Here is a 21,865-nt window from a genome sequence, read left to right as displayed (position 1 = left end):
GGCAAGAGGGCCTCTCTGGTCGCCGGTGCAGATGTCGCAATCCACACCAGGCCAGAAGGCCCTCACTCAATTCAAGATCCCTCAGCCGAGACCTGTGTCACCAACCTCCGTGGACAGAACACCTAGGTCTCCCAGGCCCTCCAGCGTCGGCAGCGGCCGCCCGCCGTCCTCGACGGAGGCGCGGGGCATGGGTATGCGGGGCGGCTGGTCGGCGTCCTGGCCGGTGCCGGTGCCGGTGCCGGTGCCGTTCCCGTTCGCGGGACCGCCCGGGGTGCCGTACCCCTCCTGCTGCTCGTCCTTGTCGCCCTTGTCGTCCGTGCCTTCGAAGCCGTCCCTGTCTTCAAAGCCGTCCCCGCCTCCGAAGCCGTCTCCGCCCCCGGAGTCGTCCCCGCCCTCGAATCCCCCGTGGTCGAAGCGGTCCGCGCTGCCTGCGTCGCTCACACCGCACCCCCGTAACCGGGCGGTGCCCCGGGTGCGCCGACGTCGTGGGCGGTGGACAGGAGCTGCAGGCCCAGGCGGAGCCGGCGGCGGGCCTCGTCCTCGGTGACGCCGAGGTCGGCGGCGGTCTGGCGGTAGTCGCGGCGCTGGAAGTACGCCAGGTCCAGGGCGGCGCGCAGCGGGGTGGGCATGGACGTGACGATGTAGTCGGCGCGGGCGGCGACCGAGGCGCGGCGCACCTTGCGCTCCAGTTCCTCGGGGCAGCCGCCGGAGCCCTGGGTCAGGGCGGCGGTCTCGGTGGCGCGCAGCCGCTGCACGGCGAGGCGGTGGGTCAGCGTGGCGACCCAGGAGCGCAGCGGGCCCTGCTTGGGGTCGTACGCCTCGGGGTGTTCCCAGACGTGGGCGAAGACGTCGCGCGTGATGCCGTCGGCCGCGCGCTCGTCCCCGAGGACGCGGTGGGCCAGGCCGTGCACGAGCGAGGCGAACCGGTCGTAGAGCTCGCCGAGGGCGGCCGCCTCACCGCGTGCGAGTCGCTGCTGCATCTTGCGGTCCCAGCGGGGCGGTGCGTCCTTCTTCGCCATACGGCCCCCTCACCCCTGCCCGTTTCTCGGCCCGGCCTGCGTCCATCGTCTCCTCGAATGTAGTCGGCACCTACGACAGTGCACGTCGCTTTGTCGCAATGTGCACAGCCTTCGTTCTGGGCCTGCCTACCCGCTCGACCTCCGATCAGACCTGATCGAACAGGATCGAAGTCGACTAAAACAAGCCTCTTCCGATCAGTTTCCGTTTCTAGGGTTGTGTTTCAGGGAACGGCCGCTGGGCAGCCGCGCTGCAAGGAAGCGTAGGTATGGCTTCCGTTTGCGGGGGGTCCGGCGAGCGAGAGGGCATGGTGGTGGCGTTCTATGTGACCGGCGGCGAGCAGGGCGACTGGACCGTGCTCCGTGTGTCGGGCGAGCTGGACCTGGTGACGTCGCCGGTGCTGCGTCAGCGGGTGCACGACGTGGTGGCCGACGGCCGCCACGGCCTCGTCCTCGACCTCTCCGAGGTCTTCTTCTGCGACTCCAGCGGTGTCGGCGTGCTCATCGCCGCCCGCCGCCTCATCCGCTCCTGCCAGGGCAGCCTGCGCCTGATACTGCCGGCGCGGGGTGCGGTCGACGGCTCTCACGTCAACCGAGTCCTGGGCGCCCTCGGGGTCCGTCGTCTGTTCGACGTGTACGCCGACGTGGCGTCGGCCGTCGCGGACGAGGCCGGCCCGCTCTCCGCCTGACCTGGGCCGCAGCTGTCGAACGAGTCACAGCTCACCCCCGTGTGCCACACAGTTGTCCCGAAATTCCCCCGGTCTTGGCACAAGCGCCGCTTTCCCGCGCCCGGACGACCTCTCGCAACGTACGCTCCGACGAGACGCACCCGAGACGACGAGATGACGTAAGGCGGCCCGAAAGAGATGGTCAGCAGCGAGTACGAGCGCCGGATCGCGGCCCGGTTCGCCACCTTCGACCAGGACGGCAACGGCTCCATCGACCGCGAGGACTTCAGCGGCGCGGCCAAGGCGCTGCTCGCCGAGTTCGCCGTCACTGCCCGCTCCGACAAGGGCCAGGCGTTGTACGGCGGTGCCGAGGCGTTCTGGCAGGGCATGGCGGGCATAGCGGACCGGGACGGCGACCAGCGGATCACCCGGGAGGAGTTCGTGTACGGCGCGGCCAAGCGCCTGCGCGACAACCCCGACCGGTTCGCCGAGATCGCCCGGCCCTTCCTGCACGCGGCCCTGGACATCGCCGACACCGACGGCGACGGGGCGGCCACCGTCGACGACACCGCGCGCGTGCTGCGCATTCTGGGCGTAGGTGAGGACATCGCCCAGGCCGTCGCCGCCGCGCTCGACACCGACGGCGACGGCAAGGTCGGCGAGGCGGAGATCGTCCCGGCGTTCGCCCGTTACTTCACGGTCCCTGAGTAGCGCTCCCGCAGCTTGTATTTCAGCACCTTCCGCAGCGTCTCGCCCCGCGGAAGGGCGTCCACGACCTCCAACTGCTCCGGCAGCTTGTGCACGGACAGTCCTTCCGCGCGCAGGTACGAGACGACGTCATCGAGCGTCAACTCACCGGCCCCGGAGGCCTGCTCCACCACCGCGCACACCCGCTCCCCGCGCTCGGCGTCCGGCAGCCCGATCACGGCGACGTCCCCGACCGCCGGATGCGCGGCCAGCAGGTCCTCGATCTCCTTCGCCGAGATGTTCTCGCCCTTGCGGATGATCACGTCCTTGAGGCGTCCGGTGAGCACCAGATGACCGCTGTCGGTCACGTGCCCCAGATCCCCGGTGCGCAGGAACCCCACCTCGTCGAAGGCCTCCGCCGTCTGCGCCGGATCCAGATACCCCTGGCAGACGGCCTCCCCGCGCAGCCGCACCTCCCCGTCCACGATCCGTATCTCCATCCCCTCCGGCGGCCGCCCCTCCGTCGTCGCCAGGTTCTCCGGGGTGTCGTCGGGCGCCCCCATGGTGATCATCGGCACCTCGGTCATCCCGTACCCGTGCGTGAGCTGCACCCCCATCTCGCGTACGACGGCGCGGTACACCTCCGGCGGCTTCGGCGCCCCGCCGCCCGCGAGCAGCCGTAGCGAGGGAATGACCTTCTGCCCGGGCTGCTTGCGCTGCTGGGCCAGGAACATCGAGTAGAACGCCGTGGACCCGCCCGCGACCGTCACCCCGTGCTTGCGGTACCCCTCCAGCGCGTCCGGCAGTGCGAACTGCTCGAACATCACCGCCGGGAAGCCGTACAGCAGCAGCATCACCGTGTAGTCGGGCCCGGCGATGTGCGCGTAAGGGAAGGCCATCGAGCCCACGTCGTCCGGCGACAGCCGCAGTGCATGTGCGAGACACGAGCCGCCCGCGATCAGCGAACGGTCCGTGTGCAGTACGCCCTTGGGGGCGGAGGTGGTGCCCGAGGTCCAGTAGATCCAGCGGACGGCGGTGCCGTCGGCGGGTGGGGCGGGGAGCACGGACGGATCGCCGTCGGGGAGGCGGTCGTACGCCTCGAAGACGCCCTTCGCGCCGAGCCGCCGCGCCATCGCGGTGTGGTCGAAGCCCCGCCACTCGCCCGGTACTGCGAAGAACTCCGCCTTCGACTCCCTGAGCGCAAAACCGACTTCACGGTCCCGGTAGAAGGGGATGACCGGCGTCTGTACGGCGCCCAGGCGGGCCAGTGCGAAGGACAGCAGGGCCGTCTCGATACGGGTGGGCAGCTGCCAGGCGACCGCTGTGCCGGGGCGTACCCCCATGTCGTACAGGCCGGCCGCCACGCGCTCGGCACGCGCGCGTAGCTCGCCGAAGCTCAGGGAGCGGTCGTCCTGGAGGAGGACGGGCCGGTCCGGGGTGAGGTCGGCGCGGCGGGCGACGAGTTGCCAGAGGGTGCGGGATGCGCTCAGTGCGTGGGCGGTGTCGTTCACGGCGACCCCCTCATGAAGCTGACGGGTAGTCAGATATTGGCCAGAGCGTAGGGCTCGGCGCCTTGTCGGTCCAGGGGTGCGGGACTAGCCTGCTCGGTAATGCAAATCTGACGGTCCATCAGATAACTGCCAGTCGAGTGGGGGACCCATGAGCGAACTGCCCCGCATCATCAGCGTCGACGACCATGTGATCGAGCCCGCGCACCTCTTCGAGACCTGGCTGCCGGAGAAGTACCGCGACCGGGGCCCGCAGCCCCTCACCGCCGGGATCGGCGAGCTCGCCTACATCGGGGGCAAATACCGGATCACGATGGACCCGGAGGGGCAGCCGACCGACTGGTGGATCTACGAGGACCTGAAGTTCCCGTACAAGCGCAACATCGCCGCCGTCGGCTTCGACCGCGACGAGATGACCCTGGAGGGCATCACCAGAGAGGAGATGCGGCGCGGCTGCTGGGACCCGAAGGCCCGCCTCGAGGACATGGACCTCAACCACGTCGAGGCCAGCCTCTGCTTCCCGTCCTTCCCCCGCTTCTGCGGGCAGACCTTCGCCGAGGCGCACGACAAGGAGGTCGCGCTGGCCTGTGTGCGCGCCTACAACGACTGGATGGTGGAGGAGTGGTGCGGGGACAGCGGGGGCCGGCTGATCCCGCTGTGTCTGATCCCCTTGTGGGACATCGACCTGGCGGTCGCCGAGATCAAGCGGAACGCGGCACGCGGCGTGAAGGCGGTGACCTTCTCCGAGATCCCCACCTACCTGGGCCTGCCCTCCATCCACTCCGGCTACTGGGACCCGTTCTTCGCGGTCTGCCAGGAGACCGGGACGGTCGTCAACATGCACATCGGCAGCAGCTCGCAGATGCCGGCCGCCTCGCCCGACGCGCCCCCCGCCGTCCAGGCCTCGCTGAGCTTCAACAACGCCATGGCCTCGATGATGGACTACCTGTTCAGCGGGGTTCTGGTGAAGTTCCCGCGCCTCAAACTCGCCTACTCCGAGGGGCAGATGGGCTGGATCCCGTACGCCCTGGAACGCGCCGACGACGTCTGGGAGGAACACCGAGCGTGGGGCGGCGTGCGGGACCTGATCCCGGAGCCACCGTCGACGTACTACTACCGGCAGATGTTCTGCTGCTTCTTCCGCGACAAGCACGGGGTGGCGTCCCTCGATGTCGTCGGCCGGGACAACGCCACCTTCGAGACCGACTATCCGCACGTCGACTCGACCTTCCCGCACACCAAGGAGGTCGCCCTCGACCATGTGAAGGGCCTCGACGACGAGACGGTCCACAAGCTGATGCGGGGCAATGCGATCCGCATGCTGGACCTGGACTTCGACCGCTGATGGACCTGTCGTACACGCCCGAGGAGGAGGAGTTCCGGGCGCGGCTGCGGGAGTGGCTCGGCAAGGTGCTGCCGACACTGCCGCCGAAGCCGTCCCCGGAGGACTGGCCGGGGCGCAGGGCGTACGACCTCGGGTGGCAGCGGATGTTGTACGACGCCGGTTACGCCGACGTCCACTGGGACGCCTCCCCGACGACGCGACTGATCTTCCTGGAGGAGACCGAGAAGGCCGGCGCGCCCTACGTCGGGGCGAACTTCGTCGGGCTGCTGCACGCCGGGCCGACCATCGCCGCCGAGGGGACGCCCGCGCAGCGGGCACGCTGGCTGCCGCCGATCCTGCGCGGCGAGGAGGTCTGGTGCCAGGGCTTCAGCGAACCGGACGCCGGCTCCGACCTCGCGGCACTGCGCACGCGCGCGCGTAGGGACGGCGACGAGTATGTGGTGAGCGGGTCCAAGATCTGGACCTCCCATGCCGAAGTGGCGGACTGGTGCGAGCTGTTGGTCCGTACGGACCCGGACGCGCCCAAGCACAAGGGCATCAGCTGGCTGGCCATGCCCATGGACGCCCCGGGGATCACGGTACGGCCGCTCAGAACCCTCGCCGGGTCGGCCGAGTTCGCCGAGGTGTTCCTCGACGACGTGCGCGTGCCGGTGGCGAACCGGGTCGGGGACGAGAACGACGGCTGGCGCGTGACGATGGTGACGCTGTCCTTCGAGCGCGGCACGGCGTTCGCGGGTGAGGTGGTGGCCTGTCGGCGCGTGCTGGGCGAACTTGCCGCCGAGGCGCGGAGGCGCGGCCGCTGGGACGATCCGGTGCTCCGGCGCCGCCTCGGGAGGCTGAATGCGGAGTTCCGGGGGCTGTGGCGGTTGATCCAGTGGAACGTGAGCGAGGCGGAGGGCAGTTCCGGGGTCCCGGGAGTCGGGGGTTCGGTTTTCAAACTGCGGTATTCGCATGCTCGGCAGGAGTTGTACGACGCCGCGGCGGAGGTTTTGGGGCCGGGAGCCCTTGATCTGGGCTCGCCCTGGATGCTTGATCGGTTGTCGTCGCTGTCGTACACCATCGCGGCCGGTACCTCGCAGATTCAGCAGAACATCGTGGCTGAGCGGATTCTTGGGTTGCCGAAGGGGAGGTGAGCGGTGCGGTTTCAACTTACGGAGGAGCAACGGGCGTTGCAGGCGGCCGTGCGGGATGTGGTGGGTCGTCGGTTGTCTGCGGGTCCGTCGTGGCTTGTCGCGCAGTTCCCCGCGCCCCTGAACGGCACTGCAGGACCCGGCGCTTACCAGCCCCGTCTCGACCGGGTCCTGTGGCGCACCCTCGGAGAGCTGGGGCTCTTCTCCCTACGACTGCCCGAAGCCGACGGAGGGGCCGGACTCGGGCTGCCCGAAGCCGTGTTGGTGTTCGAGGAGGCGGGGTGGGCACTCGTGCCGGGGCCGCTGGTGGCGACGCATCTCGCTGCCGGGGAGGTGCCCGGTGCGGCCGCGGGGGAGGTCGTCGTGGCCGCCGTGGACGGGCGGCTCGTGGAGTGGCTGGCGGAGGCCGACGTCGTACGGCCGGGCGCCGAGGGGGCCGTACCGCTGCGTTCGGTGGATCCGTTGACGCCGCTGCACCGGGTGCCCGCGCCGAGCCGTACCGACCCCGTGGCCGTGCTGTTGACCGCCGCCGAGCAGTTGGGTACCGCCACGCGCGTGTGTGAGTCGGCCGTGCAACACGCCCGGACGCGCGAGCAGTTCGGGCAGCCGATCGGGGCCTTCCAGGCCGTGAAGCATCTGTGCGCGCAGATGCTGGTGCGCGTCGAGGTGGCCCGCGCCGCGGTGTACGCGGCGGCCGTCACCGCCGACCCGGCCGACATCGCCGCGGCCCGGCTGCTCGCCGACGAGGCCGCCGTGCGCGGTGCCCGCGACTGCCTCCAGGTGCACGGCGGCATGGGCTTCACCTGGGAATGCGAGGTGCAGCTGCATCTGAAGCGGGCGTGGGTGCGGGCGCAACGTGGCGGCGGGACTACGGAGAGTGAGGAGCTGCTCGCGGCCGATCTGGTGGCCTGAGCGGTGCCGGCCTGGGATGTCGCGGAAGCCGCCCTCGCAGTTGTCGCGGATTGTGGCATACCGGAATTACGGAGCGTTGATATCGGGTTGTGTCCTAGGCGTGACCCGTCACGTCCTGGAGTCGGCGTCCGGCTCCGGTACCTTCTGTGGGATGCGAGTGGTTCCGAGCACGAGCCGTGCCGGTGTTGCCCCCGGGGTGATGCCGGAACTGGCCTGTTCGAGTCCCCGCAATGAGCGTCGCACAGTATGCCGCACGGGTACTCCTTCGCGCTGGAATATGCCCGAAGCGCTTGTTGGCGTGACTGTACGTCAACCATGCTGTCTCTTAAGGGATTCACGTTCCGTGACCCTTGCTCTGGGCTCTGTACTGGCCGTTGTCCTGGTCATGCAGAAAATGGCTACGATCGTGGCCCTCGTTGCGGTGCGCGCGTGGCGCGAGGTCATGTGTCCGCCGGTTCGGATGGTGTGAGCGGTGCAGGTGCTTCAGGTGCAGCTGGAAGTCCGGCCCGACCCCGCTGAGGTGGGGCGAGCCCGGAGGTGGGCGCGGTCGCGCCTCGCCGGGTCCGGGATAGAGGCCGACGAGCCGCTCGCCGAGACGCTGATCCTGCTCGTCTCCGAACTGGTCACCAACGCCGTTGTGCACACCGGCTGTCCGGCCGTTCTGCGGCTCTCCCTGCCCGGCGTGGGCGCCGAGTCGGTCACCGTCCGCCTCGAAGTGGCCGACGCCAGCGACCGGGCCCCCGTGCCCCGATGTGCCGACGGCGACGCGACCGGCGGCCGCGGCCTCGCCCTCGTCGACGGTCTTGCCGACCGCTGGGGCTGGAGTCCCGAGGGTGCCGGCAAGCGCATCTGGTGCGAACTCGACCGCTGCGCAGGGACTCGCGGGGCCGCGGAGGCCTGCGTGGGCGGCGCATCGGCTTACGAGGGGCTGGCGTTCGAGGCGGTGTGACCGGCGCACGGGTGCCGAAGATCTCCGAGGATTCGTCAGCTTCGGTGCACGGTCGCAGAAACCGCTGTCATGCCGTGGTCGGCTGAGGTGATGCGCCGGGATGTGCTTCCGTGCGCGCCCGTGACAAATTGGGCTTAAGTAATAAATCCCCGTACGGGCGTTGACGCATCGTGTCCGTTTGGTCACGCTTGTGGTCAGCGATTCGCCGTGAGGGGACGACGAGGGCTTCGGTGACGGGAGCCCTCGACGAGTGCGAGTCGTGATTCGGCGTCGGCTCCCTCAGGGCCAGGAGGAGCCGGGGCGGGTGCGCCGGAGTCGGTCGGCGGCGCGTGGTGCCGTGCTCGGGGCGGGAGCACCGCGCCGCCGGCCGACGGCCCTCACAGGACGGCGACGGGGGCCACCGGAGTCCCCGTCGCACCGACGAAGGGCTCGGGCATCGCCGACAGCAGGAACGCAAACCTCCCCGCTTCTCCACAGGCTGTGGACAACTCTTCGAGATTCCAGTTCTGGCCCTGCAGCATCCCCATTTCCACCAGGTCGAGCGCGTGTACGGGCAGCCACAGATCCTCGATCTCGGGCGGAAAGATCTCGAAGGTGAGGGTGTCGTTCGCGACGGCGGCGACATCGCGCGCGTGGAACCACTCCGGGGTGCGGATCGACAGACCCGGCGAGGGATAGCCGTACGCGTGCTTGTCCCCGGCGAGGTAGACCTGGATCTGCCCGGTCCGCACGAGCACGACGTCGCCGGCACGCACGCGCGTACCGGCCAATTCCTCGGCGGCCTCCAGGTCTTCTGGGGTGACCGCGTGCCCGCCCTCCAGCCGGTCGACGCCACGCGCGCGTGCCACGTCCAGCAGCACGCCGCGTGAGACGAGGTGCCGCGCCTTGTCGATGCCGCTGAACTCGGCGCCGCCGTGCGGGGTGATGGTGCCGGCCGGGCGGCCGTTGTAGAGCCGCCCCGAGTGCGAGACATGGGTCAACGCGTCCCAGTGGGTGGCGGCCTGCAGCCCCATGGTCACGGCGTCGTCGCTGCATGCCACTGTTCCCGGGCCGAACAGCTCCTGGTTGATCTGCACCATCGCGTGCAGCGGATTGACCCGCCCCGGGATCATCCCGGTCTGCACGCCGTCCTGCTTCAGGGGCAGGGCGAGGGGGACGCGGCGGCCCGTGCGGACGGTCGCGGCGGCCTCGCGTACGACCTCGTCGGTGATCAGGTTGAGGGTGCCGATCTCGTCGTCGGCGCCCCAACGGCCCCAGTTGTTCACGCGCTTGGCGATCTCATAAAACGCCGGATGAAGTGTGGGCAGCGACATCGGCTCTCCCCGGGGCTTGTCTCCAGGTATCTGACGGGTCATAAAATCTAACGGTCCGTCAGAAACCGCGGGAAGGGGCCGGACGTGGGGAACTTCTTGGCAGGCAAGGTCGTCGCCGTGACGGGTGCAGGGCGCGGTATCGGGCGGGCGGTCGCGCTGGGTGCGGCGGCCGAGGGGGCGAAGGTCGTCGTCAACGACTACGGGGTGTCGGTGGAAGGTGCGTCCCCGTCGAGCGAGGTCGCCGAGGCCGTCGTCAAGGAGATTGAGGCGGCGGGCGGGGACGCGGTCGCGGTGGCCGACGACGTGTCGACCATGGCGGGCGGACAGCGGGTGGTCGACGTCGCGGTCTCGTCGTACGGACGGCTCGACGGTGTGGTGTGCGTCGCCGGGATCCTGCGTGAGCGGATGCTGTTCAACATGTCCGAGGAGGAGTGGGACCCGGTCGTGGCCACTCATCTGAAGGGCACCTTCACCGTCTTCCGGGCCGCCGCCGCGGTGATGCGCCGGCAGCGGGTCGGGACCTTGATCGGGTTCACCAGCGGCAACCATCAGGGGTCGGTCTCGCAGGCCAACTACAGCGCGGCCAAGGGCGGGATCATCTCGCTCGTGCGGAGCGCCGCGCTGGGGCTGAACAAGTACGGGGTCAGCGCCAATGCGGTGGCGCCCGTCGCTCGTACGCGGATGTCGGCGAATGTTCCTGTGGAGCTGACGGAGATCGGGGAGCCGGAGGATGTGGCCGCCCTGGTCGTGTATCTGCTGTCGGACAAGGCGCGGGAGCAGGGGATCACCGGGCAGGTGTACACGATTGCCGGGCCGAAGCTGGCGGTTTGGGGGCAGCCGCGGGAGCTTCGCGCTGCGTATGCCTCCGGCGGGTGGACGCCGGAGATGATTGCGGAGTTTTTGCCGGGGTCGGTGGGGGTGGATCCGATGCCGCTGCTGTCGCGGCTGGAGGCCATGGAGAGGGCCGCTGCGCGGGGCGACAGGCCGAATGCCTAAAAGCTCGGGGTATGCGGTTTGTGTGGCGGGTGCGGGTTTGCTGTGGCTGGTCGCGCAGTTCCCCGCGCCCCTGACGGTGCTGCAGCTGACGGCGGCATGAGGAGGCCCCGTGGATTTCGGGTTCAGTGCTCAGGACGAAGCGTTCCGTGCGGAAGCGAGGGCGTGGCTCTCCGAGCACGCCGAGGGCGGGCAGGATCGGCGTGTCTGGGAGCGCACCTTGGGCAAGGCGGGGTGGATCGGGCTCGGGTGGGGCGAAAGCGGATATGGCAATCGGAGCGCCACGCTCACCCAACAAGTCGTCTGGGCCGAGGAGTACGCGCGGTCGGGGGCGCCGCCGCGCTCGGGGCATATCGGGGAGAAGCTGCTTGCCCCTACCCTCCTCGCCCATGGGACGGAGTCGCAGAAGTCCCGCTTCCTTCCTCCGGTTGCTGCCGGTGACGAGCTCTGGTGTCAGGGGTACAGCGAGCCGGGGGCGGGGTCGGATCTTGCCGGGGTTCGGACGGCGGCCGTGCGTGAGGGGGCGGGCTATCGGATCACCGGGCAGAAGATCTGGACCTCGCTGGCCCACGATGCCGACTGGTGCTTCGTACTTGCCCGTACGGAACCCGGATCCCGCCGTCACCACGGGCTGAGCTTTCTTCTCGTCCCCATGGACCAGCCGGGGCGGATCGAGGTCCGGCCCATCCGGCAGTTGACCGGGACCAGCGACTTCAACGAGGTGTTCTTCGACGGGGCACGCGCGCGCGTGGAGCATGTCGTCGGGGGCGAGGGGGGTGGCTGGAAGGTCGCGATGAGCCTGCTCGGGTTCGAGCGGGGGGTTTCCACGCTGGCCCAGCAGATCGGGTTCGCGGAGGAGTTGGAGAGGGTCGTACGGGCGGCCGTCGCGTCCGGGGCCGTGCGGGATGCCGTCGTACGGGAGCGGCTCGTGCGGCAGTGGGCCGAGCTGCGGGCCATGCGGTGGAACGCCCTGCGGACGTTGGGGAGTTCGGGGAATGCCGGGGCGTCCAGTGTGGCCAAGTTGCTGTGGGGCGGCTGGCATCAGCGGCTCGGGGAGCTGGCGATGCAGGTGCGGGGGCCCGCGGCGGGGGTCGGGCCGGTGGACTGGTCGCCTGCGACTCCGTACGAACTCGACTCGTTGCAGCACCTGTTCCTGTTCTCCCGGGCCGACACGATCTACGGCGGTTCGGACCAGGTCCAGCGCACGATCATCGCCGAGCGTGTGCTCGGCCTGCCCAGGGAGCCCAAGGGGGTCGTCTGATGCGCGGTGTGATGTTCGACGGGAAGCGGATCGAGGTCGTGGACGACCTGGAGGTGCGGGAGCCGGGGCCGGGGGAAGTGCAAGTAGCCATCTCGGCGGCCGGGTTGTGCCACAGCGATCTGTCTGTGGTGGACGGGACCATACCTTTTCCCGTTCCTGTGGTGTTGGGCCATGAGGGGGCGGGGGTGGTGGAGGCCGTCGGCGCCGGGGTCACCCATGTGGTGGCGGGTGACCATGTGGCGCTGTCCACGCTGGCCAACTGCGGCACGTGCGCCGAGTGCGACCGGGGGCGGCCGACGATGTGCCGGCAGGCGATCGGTCGGCCCGGGCAGCCGTTTGTGCAAGGCGGGCGGGCTGTCTACCAGTTCGCCTCCAACTCGGCGTTCGCGGAGCGGACCGTGGTGAAGGCCGTGCAGGCGGTCCGGGTTCCCAAGGACATTCCCATGCCGGCCGCCGCGCTGATCGGGTGCGGGGTGCTGACCGGGGTGGGGGCCGTGCTCAACCGGGCGAGAGTCGACCGCGGGGACAGTGTGCTGGTCATCGGCACCGGCGGTATCGGGCTCAACGTCATCCAGGGCGCGCGGATCGCGGGTGCGCTGCGGATCGTCGCCGTCGACGCGAACCCGGCGAAGGAGGCGGTGGCCCGGCAGTTCGGGGCGACGCACTTCCTGACGTCGACCGAGGGGGTGCGGGACATCCTGCCGACCGGGGCCGACCACGCCTTCGAGTGCGTCGGGCGGGTGGAGCTGATCCGGCAGGCGATCGATCTGCTGGACCGGCACGGGCAGGCGGTGCTCCTCGGTGTTCCTCCGGCGACCGCCGAGGCGTCCTTCCGTGTCTCCTCCATGTATCTGGACAAGTCGATTCTGGGGTGCCGCTACGGGTCCTCGCGGCCGCAGCGGGACATCGCCGTCTATGCGGAGCTGTACCGGGCTGGGCGGCTGCTGCTGGACGAGCTGGTGACCGAGACGTATCCGATCGAGGACTTCGAGAAGGCGAAGGCGGATGCGGAGGCGGGGCGGGTGGCCAGAGGGGTGCTCACCTTCTAGCTGCTCACCTTCTGGCTGCTCACCTTCTGGCTGCTCACCTTCTGGCTGCTCACCTTCTGGCTGCTCACCTTCTGGCTCCTCACATTCTGGTCGCTCACCTTCTGGTTGGGCAGCTTCTGGCGGCAGTTGGAGGTTTTCCACAGGCGGCGGAAATCGCCTGGGCGTTGTCAGTGCCGACCCGTAACTTCGACGCATGACCTACCGCGACGTCGCCTCCCGACAGGTCCTCGTCTGGGCCTGCACGTCCGTCGGCGCCCGTATGCCGGTGGCGATGACTCCGCTGGCCCTGGTCTTCCTGGTGCGGGAGCGCCCCGGGGGATATGCGCTGGGCGCGGCTCTCGCCGCTGCCTATGTGATCGGCGAGATCATCGGCGCCCCCACCCTGGGCATGCGCCTGCGTCCCGACCGTGCGCGCCCTCAGCTGGCCGCCGGCCTCGCGGCCGGAGTCGCCGGTTTCGTGGGCCTCGGGGCGTTTCCCGGCGCGCACTCCGTGGCCCTCGCCGCGTTCGCGTTCCTGGCCGGTGGCGCCCCGGCCGCGTCGGCCGGCGCGCTGCGCGCCATGCTCACCCACCTGGTCCCGGAGCGTGCCGTGGCACAGGCGCTGTCCACCGAGTCGATACTGGTGTCGGGCATCTGGGCGGTCTCCCCGGCCGCCGTCACCGGCCTGGCCCTGGCCGTCGCACCGCGCGCCCCGCTGCTGCTCGCTGCCGCGTTGATGGCGTCGTCGCTCGCAGGTCTGTGGCTGCTGCCGGCCGGCTGGGAGGCGGGCGATGCGGAGGGTGGGGTGCGGGCGGGCGACACGACGGACGGAGAACGGGCGGGCGAACGGGCGGGCGGTTCAAAGGGCGAGGCATCGGCGGGTCAGTCGCCGATCCGGCTGCTGATCGGCGCCTGGCCGCTGTTCGTCACGGGAGCGGCGGGTCTCGCCCTGCTCGGTCTGGCCGAACTCGTCCTGCCCGCCCTGCTGGAACAGCGCGGCATCGCCGTCGGCTGGTCGGGCCCGATGCTGACGGGACTGGCGGTGGGCGGCGCACTGGGCGCGTTCCTCTACGGCCTGCGCAGCTGGCCGGGGCTGCCGCGCACCCGTAGCGCCGTGCTGATCTGCGCGATGACGGCGTGCGTGACGCTCGTCGCGCTGATACCGGGCACGGCCGGGATCGCCGTCGCGCTGATCGTGGGCGGCATGCTCCAGTCGGCGGTGCTGCTCACCCGCAACCTGTCGCTGCGCGAAGCCCTTCCGCCGAGAACCCTGGCCGCGGGCTATTCGGTCATGTACGCGGCTGCGGGCGCGGGCTATGCGGCGACGGGCTCGCTCGCCGGCGCCCTGCTGCACGTAACGGAGCCGTCCACCGCCATCCTGGCCGGCGTGGGCCTCACCCTGGTGCTCACCGCGGTCGGCTGGTGGGGCGAGGTCCGCCGCGCCGGACACTCAGCGCAGGACGCCGACACCGTCGTAACTCCCGGATCGGATGTCACCGGACCCAGCGTTCCCGCCGCTCCCACCGTTCCCGGTGCGGAAGGTACGGCGATACGCGGTGGGTGTGACCCCGAGCACCGCCTGTAGGTGCTGCCGCATGGACTGTGCCGTACCGAATCCGGCCTCCTGCGCCACCTGGTCCACCGAGAGGTCGGTCGACTCCAGCAGGTGCCGGGCCCGCTCCACGCGCTGCTGGGTGAGCCACTGGCCGGGGCTGACGCCGACCTCCTCGCGGAAGCGGCGGGTGAAGGTGCGGACGGACATGGACTCCTGTGCGGCCATGTCGCGCAGCTGGATCGGCTCGTGCAGCCGGCCCAGGGCCCCGGCGCGCGCTCCCCTCGTGGTCGCCAACTGGGGCTCGGGCACCGGGCGTTGGATGTACTGCGCCTGACCGCCGTCGCGGTGCGGTGGTACGACGGTGCGGCGGGCGATGTCGTTGGCGACGGCCGTGCCGTGGTCGCGGCGCACCATGTGCAGGCACAGGTCGATGCCGGCGGCGACGCCGGCCGAGGTCAGGATGTCGCCGTCGTCGATGAACAGCACGTTCGGGTCGACGTCGATCTTCGGGAAGAGGCGTTGCAGCTGGTCGGTCTCCGCCCAGTGCGTGGTGGCGGGTCGGCCGTCGAGGTAGCCGGCGGCGGCCAGGACGAACACGCCGTTGCAGATGGAGGCGAGCCGGGTGCCGGGGCGGATGAGGGCGAGGGCGGCGGCCAGTTCGTCGGTGAGGACGCCCTGCTCGAAGACGGGGCCGAGTTGGTACGACGCCGGGACGACGACCGTGTCGGCGGTGGCCAGGGCCTCCGGACCGTTTTCGATCTGGACGGCGAAGTCGGCGTCGGTCTGCACGGGGCCCGGTGGCCGGATCGAGCAGGTGACAACCTCGTACAGGTACCGTCCCCGGGCGTCCTTGGGGCGCCCGAAGATGCGGTGCGGGATGCCCAGCTCAAAGGGGAGCAGGCCGTCGAGGGCGAGGACGACTACGCGGTGCGGGCGGAAACCCGTCGCACTGCTCACAGCCGTATCCATGTGCCCATGATCCATGTGCTTGTGATCCAGCTGCTCATGACCGTATCCATGGCCCGATCCTAACGAATGCTGTCCTTCGGGCCAGTGGATGCGCTCGGTTCCGGCCTGGATGCTCTATGTCGTGACCCAGACAACCGAACCCGCAGGGGTCGAAACGGCTCCCGAGTCCGGGCGATCCCCTCGCACCCGCATCCATCGGGCGTGGTTCGTCGCCGCCGTCACCTTCGTGACGATCATCGGCGCGGCCGCGTTCCGCTCGCTCCCCGGCCTGCTCATCGACCCGCTGAACCAGGAGTTCGGCTGGTCGCGAGGCACGATCGGTGCCGCAGTCTCCGTCAACCTCGCGCTGTACGGCCTCACCGCCCCGTTCGCGGCGGCGCTGATGGACCGCTTCGGCATCCGCAAGGTCGTGGCCGTGGCCCTGACCGTGATAGCGATCGGCTCAGGCCTGACCAGGTGGATGACAGAGGCCTGGCAGCTGATGCTGGGCTGGGGACTGCTGGTCGGCCTGGGCAGCGGCTCGATGGCTCTGGCGTTCGCGGCGACGGTCACCAACCGCTGGTTCACCGAGCGCCGCGGCCTGGTCACCGGCATCCTCACCGCCGCCTCGGCCTCCGGCCAGCTGATCTTCCTGCCGCTGCTGTCCTGGATCGTCGCGAACTACAACTGGCGCCCGGCGGTCGTCACGGTGGCCCTCGCCGCCCTCGCAGTCGTCCCCTTCGTCTGGCTGCTGCTGCGCGACCACCCGGCGGACGTGGGCCTGAAGCCGTACGGCGCCAAGGAGTTCGTACCGAAGCCGGAGCCCGCGGCCGGGGCCGCCCGCCGAGCGGTGAACGTCCTGTTCTCGGCTTCCCGCACCGGTACCTTCTGGCTGCTGGCCGGCACCTTCGCGATCTGCGGTGCCTCCACCAACGGCCTGATCCAGACGCACTTCGTGCCCGCCGCCCACGACCACGGCATGCCTGTCACGGCGGCGGCCTCTCTGCTCGCGGTCATCGGCGTGTTCGACGTGGTCGGCACGATCGCCTCCGGCTGGTTCACGGACCGCTTCGAACCGCGCCGGCTGCTGGCGGTCTACTACGCCCTGCGCGGCATCTCGCTCCTCTTCCTGCCCATGCTCCTGGCCCCGAGCGTCCATCCGCCGATGCTGTTCTTCATCGTCTTCTACGGCCTCGACTGGGTCGCCACCGTCCCGCCCACGGTCGCCCTGTGCCGGGAGCAGTACGGCGACGACAGCGCGATCGTCTTCGGCTGGGTCCTCGCCTCCCACCAGGTCGGCGCTGCGCTGGTCGCTTTCCTCGGGGGTGTGGCGCGTGACGTCTTCGGCTCGTACGACATGGTCTGGTACGCATCCGGCGCGCTGTGCGCGGTGGCGGCGCTGATGGCGCTGGTGATCCGGCGGAGGCAGGCGGTCCCCGTGCTGGCCGTGGGCTGAACCCATCTGACCGGAAGGGGAAGTTCTAACCGGCCGGTGCCGGATGGGAGTGGACTGCCTCGGGGTGCGGGGAGCCGACGAGTGAGGACTCGTGTACGGCGAATACGGCGTCGCATCGGTTTCGGACATCGGCATCGTGGGTGGCGATGACCACGGCACATCCGTCCTTGCTCATCTCGCGGAGGATGCCGACGACCATGGTGGTGTTGGCCTCGTCGAGGGCGCCGGTCGGCTCGTCCGCGAGTACCAGCGCAGGCCGTTGGAGCAGAAGGCGGGCCAGGGCCACGCGTTGCTGCTCTCCGCCGCTGAGGTGGTGGATCTTTTCGGTTCCCCGGCCTGCCAGACCGACACGGTCGAGCGCCTCGGCAATCGCCGTACTGGCTTTGCCTTTCAACGGCCGCCGTAGTTTGGTGACTACTTCCAGGTTCTCGTCGACGGTCGCGTTTTCGATGAGGGCGTAGTGCTGAAACAGATAGCCGAGAGTATCGCGACGGAACCGGAGAGTCTCGCGCCGGCCGAAACGGGTGATGTCGCTCCCCTCATAGCGAATTGCGCCGCCACTCGGCTTGTCGAGCAGCCCGAGGCAGTTGAGGAGGGTTGACTTACCGGATCCACTTGGGCCGACCAGAGCGAGCATTTCGCCGCGGTTGACGGTGAAGTTGACGTTGCGCCACAGGGTCCGGGCGTCGAAGGACTTCGACAGGTTCTCGATATCGATCACAGCGTACTCCGGCTGAGTGGAGGGGTTTCCCGCTTGAGGGGCTCAGAGATCGGTCGCGCCGCCCTTCATGATGCGGCCGTGGAAGAACGCAAGGGCGAGCAGCACGGCCCCGAACTCGAAGGCGACAAGACCGGTGATGAGACCGACGTCGAGTGCCGTGATGTGAATCGGCTCGAAGGGGGCGGGTGCCCCGTTGGCCGTGTACTTCTTCAGCTCCTGGTGCTGCTGCCATGCCACAAAAGGAACCCGGGTGGCGAAGATGACGGCAATGGCCACTTCCACAGCGAGTATGAAGCGGTGGGTGGTGGTGTATCGCCAGCCGCTGATGCGTTTCGCAAAGATGCTCTGCGCGTTCTTGCGCGAGTAGATGACGCAGACGCCCACACCGGCGACAAGGAGCACTAGTACGGAAACGATGAGGTTGAAGATCTGCAGCCGAAGTTCGCTGACTGCATCCCTGAGATCCAGCGCGGTCTGCTGCCCGACGGGGCTCATGGCGTTCACATAGGTCTGCAGTCTTTCCGTCTTGATGCCGTTCAGCACGTCATCGGGATCGGGGAAGACCACACCGGCCTGAGTGGCGAATGAGGTATAAGCGTCATCTCTGAGGAAATGTGATCCATTGGGGACGACAACAAGGACCGGGTCGCGCACCAGGGACCTGTCCTCGTCCGGACTGTGTGCCGCGTTGTAGACGTAGGCGCCGGTGCTGTAGCCGAAGAGATGTTGTCCCGTCCTGCTCGGCAGCGCCTTGAGCGGGATGTGCCGAGTGCGACTCGGGTCGATTATCCGGGAAGCTGCCTCGGTGATCGCCGGCGCGTGCGAGGCCAGGGATTCGGGGACGATGACCCGTACCGCGAACGAGTCCGGTGTCCTGTCGCCCCGGGCGGTAGAGGTATATCGGCGTCCCGCCGGGTCGAGAACTCGCTGCTTGCTGAGGTAGGTGTCGTTGACGACGAATATCTCGCCGGCCGGCAGACGCGCGTCCGGTGCGGAGATCTGGAGGTCTCTGCGACCGGCAACAATCACCTTGCCCTGCCGGTCGGCTTTGCGCAGCCACGGGCCCACGTGTTTGTTCACCTGGTCCATGTGCGGAGCAAGGGCGCCATTGATGCGAATCGACACCGCATCGCCCACTGTGTGGTAGACATCCCGGTTTTCCTGCCGCGTCAGCACATCCCGGCCCGCGAGGGTGACATTCGTGGCAATGCTGAGAGTGAGCAGCAGTGCGGGGACGCGCACAACGTAGACGCTGATGGATGCCGCCCGTGAGGGCAGTTCACCTTTGAGGGCACGCAGTATGTCGACCTTGAAGGTGAGAGCGAGCACGGCCGCATGGGTGGCCAGCGTCAGGGCGATCAGCAGCGCTGCGATTACTGCGGTCACCGAAGCGAAGAGCCCCAGCCAGGCGAAACTGTTGTAGAAGCCCAGGAAGGCCAGCGTCACCGCCACCACGATGCCGGCTGCCGCCGACCAGAAAACCGCCAGCTGCCGTAGTTCGCGGAAGAGGATGCCGGTGAACGACATGCCCTGCGATCGAAGAACTCCGTACGACTTCGCACTGAGCAGTACGCTCGCGCCGGTCATCGTCAGCGCCGCAAGGGCGACCACGCAGAAGGCACGGAACAGGGGGTCGTCCGAGTATTTCTCGGAGAGTTCGGCATACGACAAAGGGTGGGAAACGCCGGCCGTCAGGCCGAGACCGGCGAACTTGGCCCGTAGAGCGTCGGCGTCCGCAGGTGACCCGAACACGTAGTAGGGGCCCCGTGGATCCCGTTGTGCGATCTCGGACATCGGATGCACACGGGTTTCAAAGTCGCTGCTGAATGCCGGATAACCCTCGCGCAGCCATTCCGCTGTCATGGAGTCCGGGCTGCCTGCGGCGACGTAGAGATTCCGCACCCCGTCGGGATTCTTCAGATCGGTCTCGTCCCGTGCCACTCCGACTCCGTGCTCGGTCGAGAACGACTCGACGGCGCGGATGACTTGAGGAGCGCTCACTGAGTCGTCGGAGTCGAACACGTCGACCAGAGCCGAGTTTCCCAGCGGCGCGCTCTCGTCCAGCCCCCGCACGAACAGAAAAGCCAGTACTGCGGAGAAGGCCAGGATGGCGGCGTGGGCGAATCGTATTCCTCGGTGCAGCATCGGATACCTCGGTTGAGTGCAGGCATTCGAGGGCGGGCATGCGAGGGCGGCGCCACCCTCGCATGCTCAAACCCGGATTTCGACCAGGAGACCTACCGAAGACCTAGCAGGAGGTCTTGTAGTAGTAGCTGATCGAGCCGCCGTTCTTCGAGCCCGAGGCCAGGGACCAGTCCCCGGCAGACGCGCAGCCACTGGCGAAGGTCGTCCGGCCGATCTTCACCGAGGACGAGTGCTGCTTGCTCGGGTGCTTGTAGTTCGACCACGCCGTGTTGGCGCCCTCGTCGTAGCTCCACTTGCCGCCGCCGACGTCCACGGTGGTGGCAAGCGCCGGAGTGGCCGCGGCGAAGAGGAGGCCGGCCGTCACGACGGCCGCCTTAATACCAGTTCTCTTGTTCATGAATGATCCCCTTTTCATCATGAAGATGTTCTGGACAAGGCAAGATCCTGATGCAGGAAACGGCCGTTGTGCAACCGCGTAATCGCGTGATCCAAGCAACTTTCGAATGTGCTCGAATCATCTGGCATTGGTAATGTCGAGGTGATAGCAGTGCAAAGAGAAAAGATCGACCTGCCTGGGTGGGTGCAGTTTCTGGCCAACGGTGTTCTGGCCAGAAAAGGCGTGACAGGTCGATGCGGGGATGGCATCCTTGACGGCGCTGGCTTTGACGGGGCCGCACACGGGGGTACTGCGGCATGTGATTCGTGGTCGGTGAGCGGCCTTCGAGCCTCTGCGACACCGACCTGTTCAATCGCCGCTCCGGAAGCCCTCTTTAATGTCCATAGCTCGCACTTTGCGTTCGTTGTCCCATCGCCGCGTTCTCGTCTGGTTGATACCGATGCTGTGGACCTTTTCTCTCGGTTTGTGGGGCCTGTCGCGGCAGGGCAGCGTATGGCGGGACGAGGCCGCTACCTGGCAGGTCGCCCAGCGCTCCACGCCTGAGATATGGCGCATGCTGGGGAACGTCGACGTCGTGCACGGGTGCTACTACCTGCTGATGCACGCACTGTTTGAATGCTTCGGCCCCAGCACCACAACCCTGCGGTTGCCCTCGGTATTGGCCACGGCGGTTGCGGCGGCGTGCGTGGCTGCAATTGGCCACCGGCTGGCCGGAATGTGGGTGGGCCTGGCGGGAGGGATGGCCTTCGGGCTCCTTCCGGCCGTCCAGTTCTATCTCCAGGAGGGGCGGCCGTACGCACTGGTCGCAGCCGGGGCCGGAATCTCCACATTGCTGCTTGTGACCCTGCTGCAGGGGCGAGGCCGGACAGTGCACTGGGTCGCCTACGGCGGCACTGTCCTGATCAGCGGCCTTTTGAACTGGCTCTCGCTCATGATTCTCGCGGCGCACTTGGCGACTCTGGTCTGGAGCGGACCCGGTCGCGGAATATGGAAACGCTGGACGACTGCCTCTGCGGGCGCAACGGCCTGCGTGCTGCCCTTGGTTCTCTTCAGTCGAGGCCAGTCCGCACAGGTGTCATGGATACCGCCGCTGACCTGGCACATGCTGATCGGCCCGGCGGTTCTGCTGGCGATCGGCGGAGCCGGCGCACTACTGGACCGGCCCCGGGCAGGTCGGCTTTCGGTGTCAGCCGTCGGGTTGCCGTTGCTGGCGGTGCCGCAGATCGCCCTCATCGGTCTTTCCCTGATCCAGCCGTTGTTCTTGGACCGGTACGTTCTCTTCAGCCTGCTGGGTCTGGCGCTGATGATCGGCAGGGTCATCGGCTCGGCGATACAGGCGGTGAGGCCCCGGAACCCGAGGGCGTCGATATGGGTTCTCCCCACAGTGATCGTCGTCGCGACGGTGGCATTGCTACCGCAGTCGCTGGCCAAGCGATCCCCGTCGAGCCGGGTGGACGACGTCCTGGCGGTGGCCTCGGACGTACGGCGCATGAAAGAGACCGGGAATGCGGTGCTTTTCATCCCGTCGGCGCGCCGGGACACCAAATCCGTTTCGCCGAGCGCCTTTTCGGGTCTGCGGGACATAGCGCTGGCGCAGAGCCCGGAGAAGTCCGGGACCCTGAAAGGCATAGAGGAAAGCCCGGCTCGTATCCGTGCCGCAATGCTGTCCCAGCGACGGATCCTGCTGGTGACGGACGCACCTCGGGTGGCGAAACCGATCGCGGCCGAGCGGGACAGGGCGAAGGCCTCCGTGCTGAGGACGTACTTCACGGCCGTGGCCGACAAACAGGTCCGCGGACGAAGGGTGACGGTGTACGAGCGACGTGCGTCGGC

18 protein-coding genes and 2 pseudogenes are annotated in these 21,865 nt (G+C 68.7%); 12 read left to right on the top strand and 8 right to left on the bottom strand.

Features of this window, described 5'->3' with window-relative positions:
- Positions 1–81: 81 nt before the first annotated feature.
- Together P2Q00_RS18150 and P2Q00_RS18145 are read right to left on the bottom strand one after the other, a co-directional pair.
- Entirely contained in the window at positions 82–441 is a 360-nt protein-coding gene (locus tag P2Q00_RS18150) for a hypothetical protein (RefSeq protein ID WP_275773587.1), read from the bottom strand.
- The gene (locus P2Q00_RS18145) at positions 438–1,019 is read right to left on the bottom strand and encodes a sigma-70 family RNA polymerase sigma factor (RefSeq protein ID WP_275773586.1); all 582 of its coding nucleotides are present in this window, start codon (positions 1,017–1,019) and stop codon (positions 438–440) included. Before P2Q00_RS18145 ends, P2Q00_RS18150 begins: the two co-directional genes overlap by 4 nt.
- 305 nt (positions 1,020–1,324) lie before the next feature.
- Here P2Q00_RS18145 and P2Q00_RS18140 point away from each other — a divergent pair, with 305 nt between their 5' ends.
- Together P2Q00_RS18140 and P2Q00_RS18135 are read left to right on the top strand one after the other, a co-directional pair.
- The gene (locus P2Q00_RS18140; RefSeq protein ID WP_275773613.1) at positions 1,325–1,705 is read left to right on the top strand and encodes an STAS domain-containing protein; all 381 of its coding nucleotides are present in this window, start codon (positions 1,325–1,327) and stop codon (positions 1,703–1,705) included.
- Positions 1,706–1,882: 177 nt separating this feature from the next.
- Positions 1,883–2,395 (top strand): EF-hand domain-containing protein, encoded by a 513-nt coding sequence (locus P2Q00_RS18135; RefSeq protein WP_275773585.1) that lies wholly within the window; start codon positions 1,883–1,885, stop codon positions 2,393–2,395.
- Here P2Q00_RS18135 and P2Q00_RS18130 read toward each other — a convergent pair.
- Positions 2,374–3,882: a class I adenylate-forming enzyme family protein gene (locus P2Q00_RS18130; protein WP_275773584.1), complete on the bottom strand. Its 1,509-nt coding sequence runs from the start codon at positions 3,880–3,882 to the stop codon at positions 2,374–2,376. The genes P2Q00_RS18135 and P2Q00_RS18130 overlap by 22 nt on opposite strands.
- A gap of 148 nt (positions 3,883–4,030) precedes the next feature.
- On the opposite strand from P2Q00_RS18130, the gene P2Q00_RS18125 reads away from it, so the two are divergent.
- The 4 genes from P2Q00_RS18125 to P2Q00_RS18110 all read left to right on the top strand — a co-directional run bounded on the left by P2Q00_RS18125 (position 4,031) and on the right by P2Q00_RS18110 (position 8,215).
- Positions 4,031–5,224, top strand: a complete 1,194-nt coding sequence (locus tag P2Q00_RS18125; RefSeq protein WP_275773583.1) for an amidohydrolase family protein — start codon at positions 4,031–4,033, stop codon at positions 5,222–5,224.
- Positions 5,224–6,357, top strand: a complete 1,134-nt coding sequence (locus P2Q00_RS18120; protein ID WP_275773582.1) for an acyl-CoA dehydrogenase family protein — start codon at positions 5,224–5,226, stop codon at positions 6,355–6,357. The genes P2Q00_RS18125 and P2Q00_RS18120 overlap by 1 nt, the downstream gene beginning before the upstream one ends.
- A gap of 3 nt (positions 6,358–6,360) precedes the next feature.
- Complete coding sequence (locus tag P2Q00_RS18115; RefSeq protein WP_275773581.1) at positions 6,361–7,266, top strand: acyl-CoA dehydrogenase family protein; 906 nt, start codon at positions 6,361–6,363, stop codon at positions 7,264–7,266.
- A gap of 487 nt (positions 7,267–7,753) precedes the next feature.
- A complete protein-coding gene (locus P2Q00_RS18110; protein ID WP_275773612.1) occupies positions 7,754–8,215 on the top strand; it encodes an ATP-binding protein in 462 nt (153 codons plus the stop codon).
- Between the two features lie 377 nt (positions 8,216–8,592).
- Here P2Q00_RS18110 and P2Q00_RS18105 read toward each other — a convergent pair whose 3' ends face one another.
- The gene (locus P2Q00_RS18105; RefSeq protein WP_275773580.1) at positions 8,593–9,528 is read right to left on the bottom strand and encodes a cyclase family protein; all 936 of its coding nucleotides are present in this window, start codon (positions 9,526–9,528) and stop codon (positions 8,593–8,595) included.
- An 84-nt stretch (positions 9,529–9,612) separates the two neighbouring features.
- On the opposite strand from P2Q00_RS18105, the gene P2Q00_RS18100 reads away from it, so the two are divergent.
- The 4 genes and pseudogenes from P2Q00_RS18100 to P2Q00_RS18085 form a co-directional block, all read left to right on the top strand.
- The gene (locus P2Q00_RS18100; protein WP_275773579.1) at positions 9,613–10,524 is read left to right on the top strand and encodes an SDR family NAD(P)-dependent oxidoreductase; all 912 of its coding nucleotides are present in this window, start codon (positions 9,613–9,615) and stop codon (positions 10,522–10,524) included.
- 109 nt (positions 10,525–10,633) lie between these two features.
- The gene (locus P2Q00_RS18095) at positions 10,634–11,782 is read left to right on the top strand and encodes an acyl-CoA dehydrogenase family protein (protein ID WP_275773578.1); all 1,149 of its coding nucleotides are present in this window, start codon (positions 10,634–10,636) and stop codon (positions 11,780–11,782) included.
- Entirely contained in the window at positions 11,782–12,831 is a 1,050-nt protein-coding gene (locus P2Q00_RS18090; RefSeq protein ID WP_275773577.1) for a Zn-dependent alcohol dehydrogenase, read from the top strand. Before P2Q00_RS18095 ends, P2Q00_RS18090 begins: the two co-directional genes overlap by 1 nt.
- Before the next feature lie 193 nt (positions 12,832–13,024).
- A pseudogene (locus P2Q00_RS18085) lies at positions 13,025–14,270 on the top strand (MFS transporter); the annotation flags it as partial.
- On the opposite strand, the gene P2Q00_RS18080 reads toward P2Q00_RS18085, so the two are convergent.
- The gene (locus P2Q00_RS18080) at positions 14,261–15,334 is read right to left on the bottom strand and encodes a GlxA family transcriptional regulator (RefSeq protein WP_275773576.1); all 1,074 of its coding nucleotides are present in this window, start codon (positions 15,332–15,334) and stop codon (positions 14,261–14,263) included. The pseudogene P2Q00_RS18085 and the gene P2Q00_RS18080 sit on opposite strands and share 10 nt — an antisense overlap.
- Positions 15,335–15,443: 109 nt before the next feature.
- On the opposite strand from P2Q00_RS18080, the gene P2Q00_RS18075 reads away from it, so the two are divergent.
- On the top strand, positions 15,444–16,769 hold the full coding sequence (locus tag P2Q00_RS18075) for an MFS transporter (RefSeq protein ID WP_425579571.1): 1,326 nt from the start codon (positions 15,444–15,446) through the stop codon (positions 16,767–16,769).
- Between the two features lie 25 nt (positions 16,770–16,794).
- Here the strand turns inward: P2Q00_RS18075 and P2Q00_RS18070 are convergent, their stop codons facing one another.
- The 3 genes from P2Q00_RS18070 to P2Q00_RS18060 all read right to left on the bottom strand — a co-directional run bounded on the left by P2Q00_RS18070 (position 16,795) and on the right by P2Q00_RS18060 (position 20,032).
- A complete protein-coding gene (locus P2Q00_RS18070; protein WP_275773574.1) occupies positions 16,795–17,490 on the bottom strand; it encodes an ABC transporter ATP-binding protein in 696 nt (231 codons plus the stop codon).
- Positions 17,491–17,532: 42 nt separating this feature from the next.
- Complete coding sequence (locus tag P2Q00_RS18065) at positions 17,533–19,635, bottom strand: bacteriocin-associated integral membrane family protein (RefSeq protein ID WP_275773573.1); 2,103 nt, start codon at positions 19,633–19,635, stop codon at positions 17,533–17,535.
- Positions 19,636–19,738: 103 nt separating this feature from the next.
- Positions 19,739–20,032 carry a lactococcin 972 family bacteriocin gene (locus P2Q00_RS18060; RefSeq protein WP_275773572.1) on the bottom strand — a complete coding sequence of 98 codons (294 nt, stop codon included), beginning with the start codon at positions 20,030–20,032 and terminating at the stop codon, positions 19,739–19,741.
- 376 nt (positions 20,033–20,408) lie between these two features.
- Here P2Q00_RS18060 and P2Q00_RS18055 point away from each other — a divergent pair.
- Positions 20,409–21,857, top strand: a pseudogene (locus P2Q00_RS18055) (glycosyltransferase family 39 protein); the annotation flags it as partial.
- Positions 21,858–21,865: the final 8 nt, after the last annotated feature.

Origin of the sequence: Streptomyces coacervatus (assembly GCF_029223485.1) — a bacterium.
GTDB classification, from domain to species: Bacteria; Actinomycetota; Actinomycetes; order Streptomycetales; family Streptomycetaceae; genus Streptomyces; species Streptomyces coacervatus.
The sequence above is the reverse complement of the archived record's forward strand: the minus strand, read 5'-3'. Positions and strand labels throughout refer to the sequence as shown.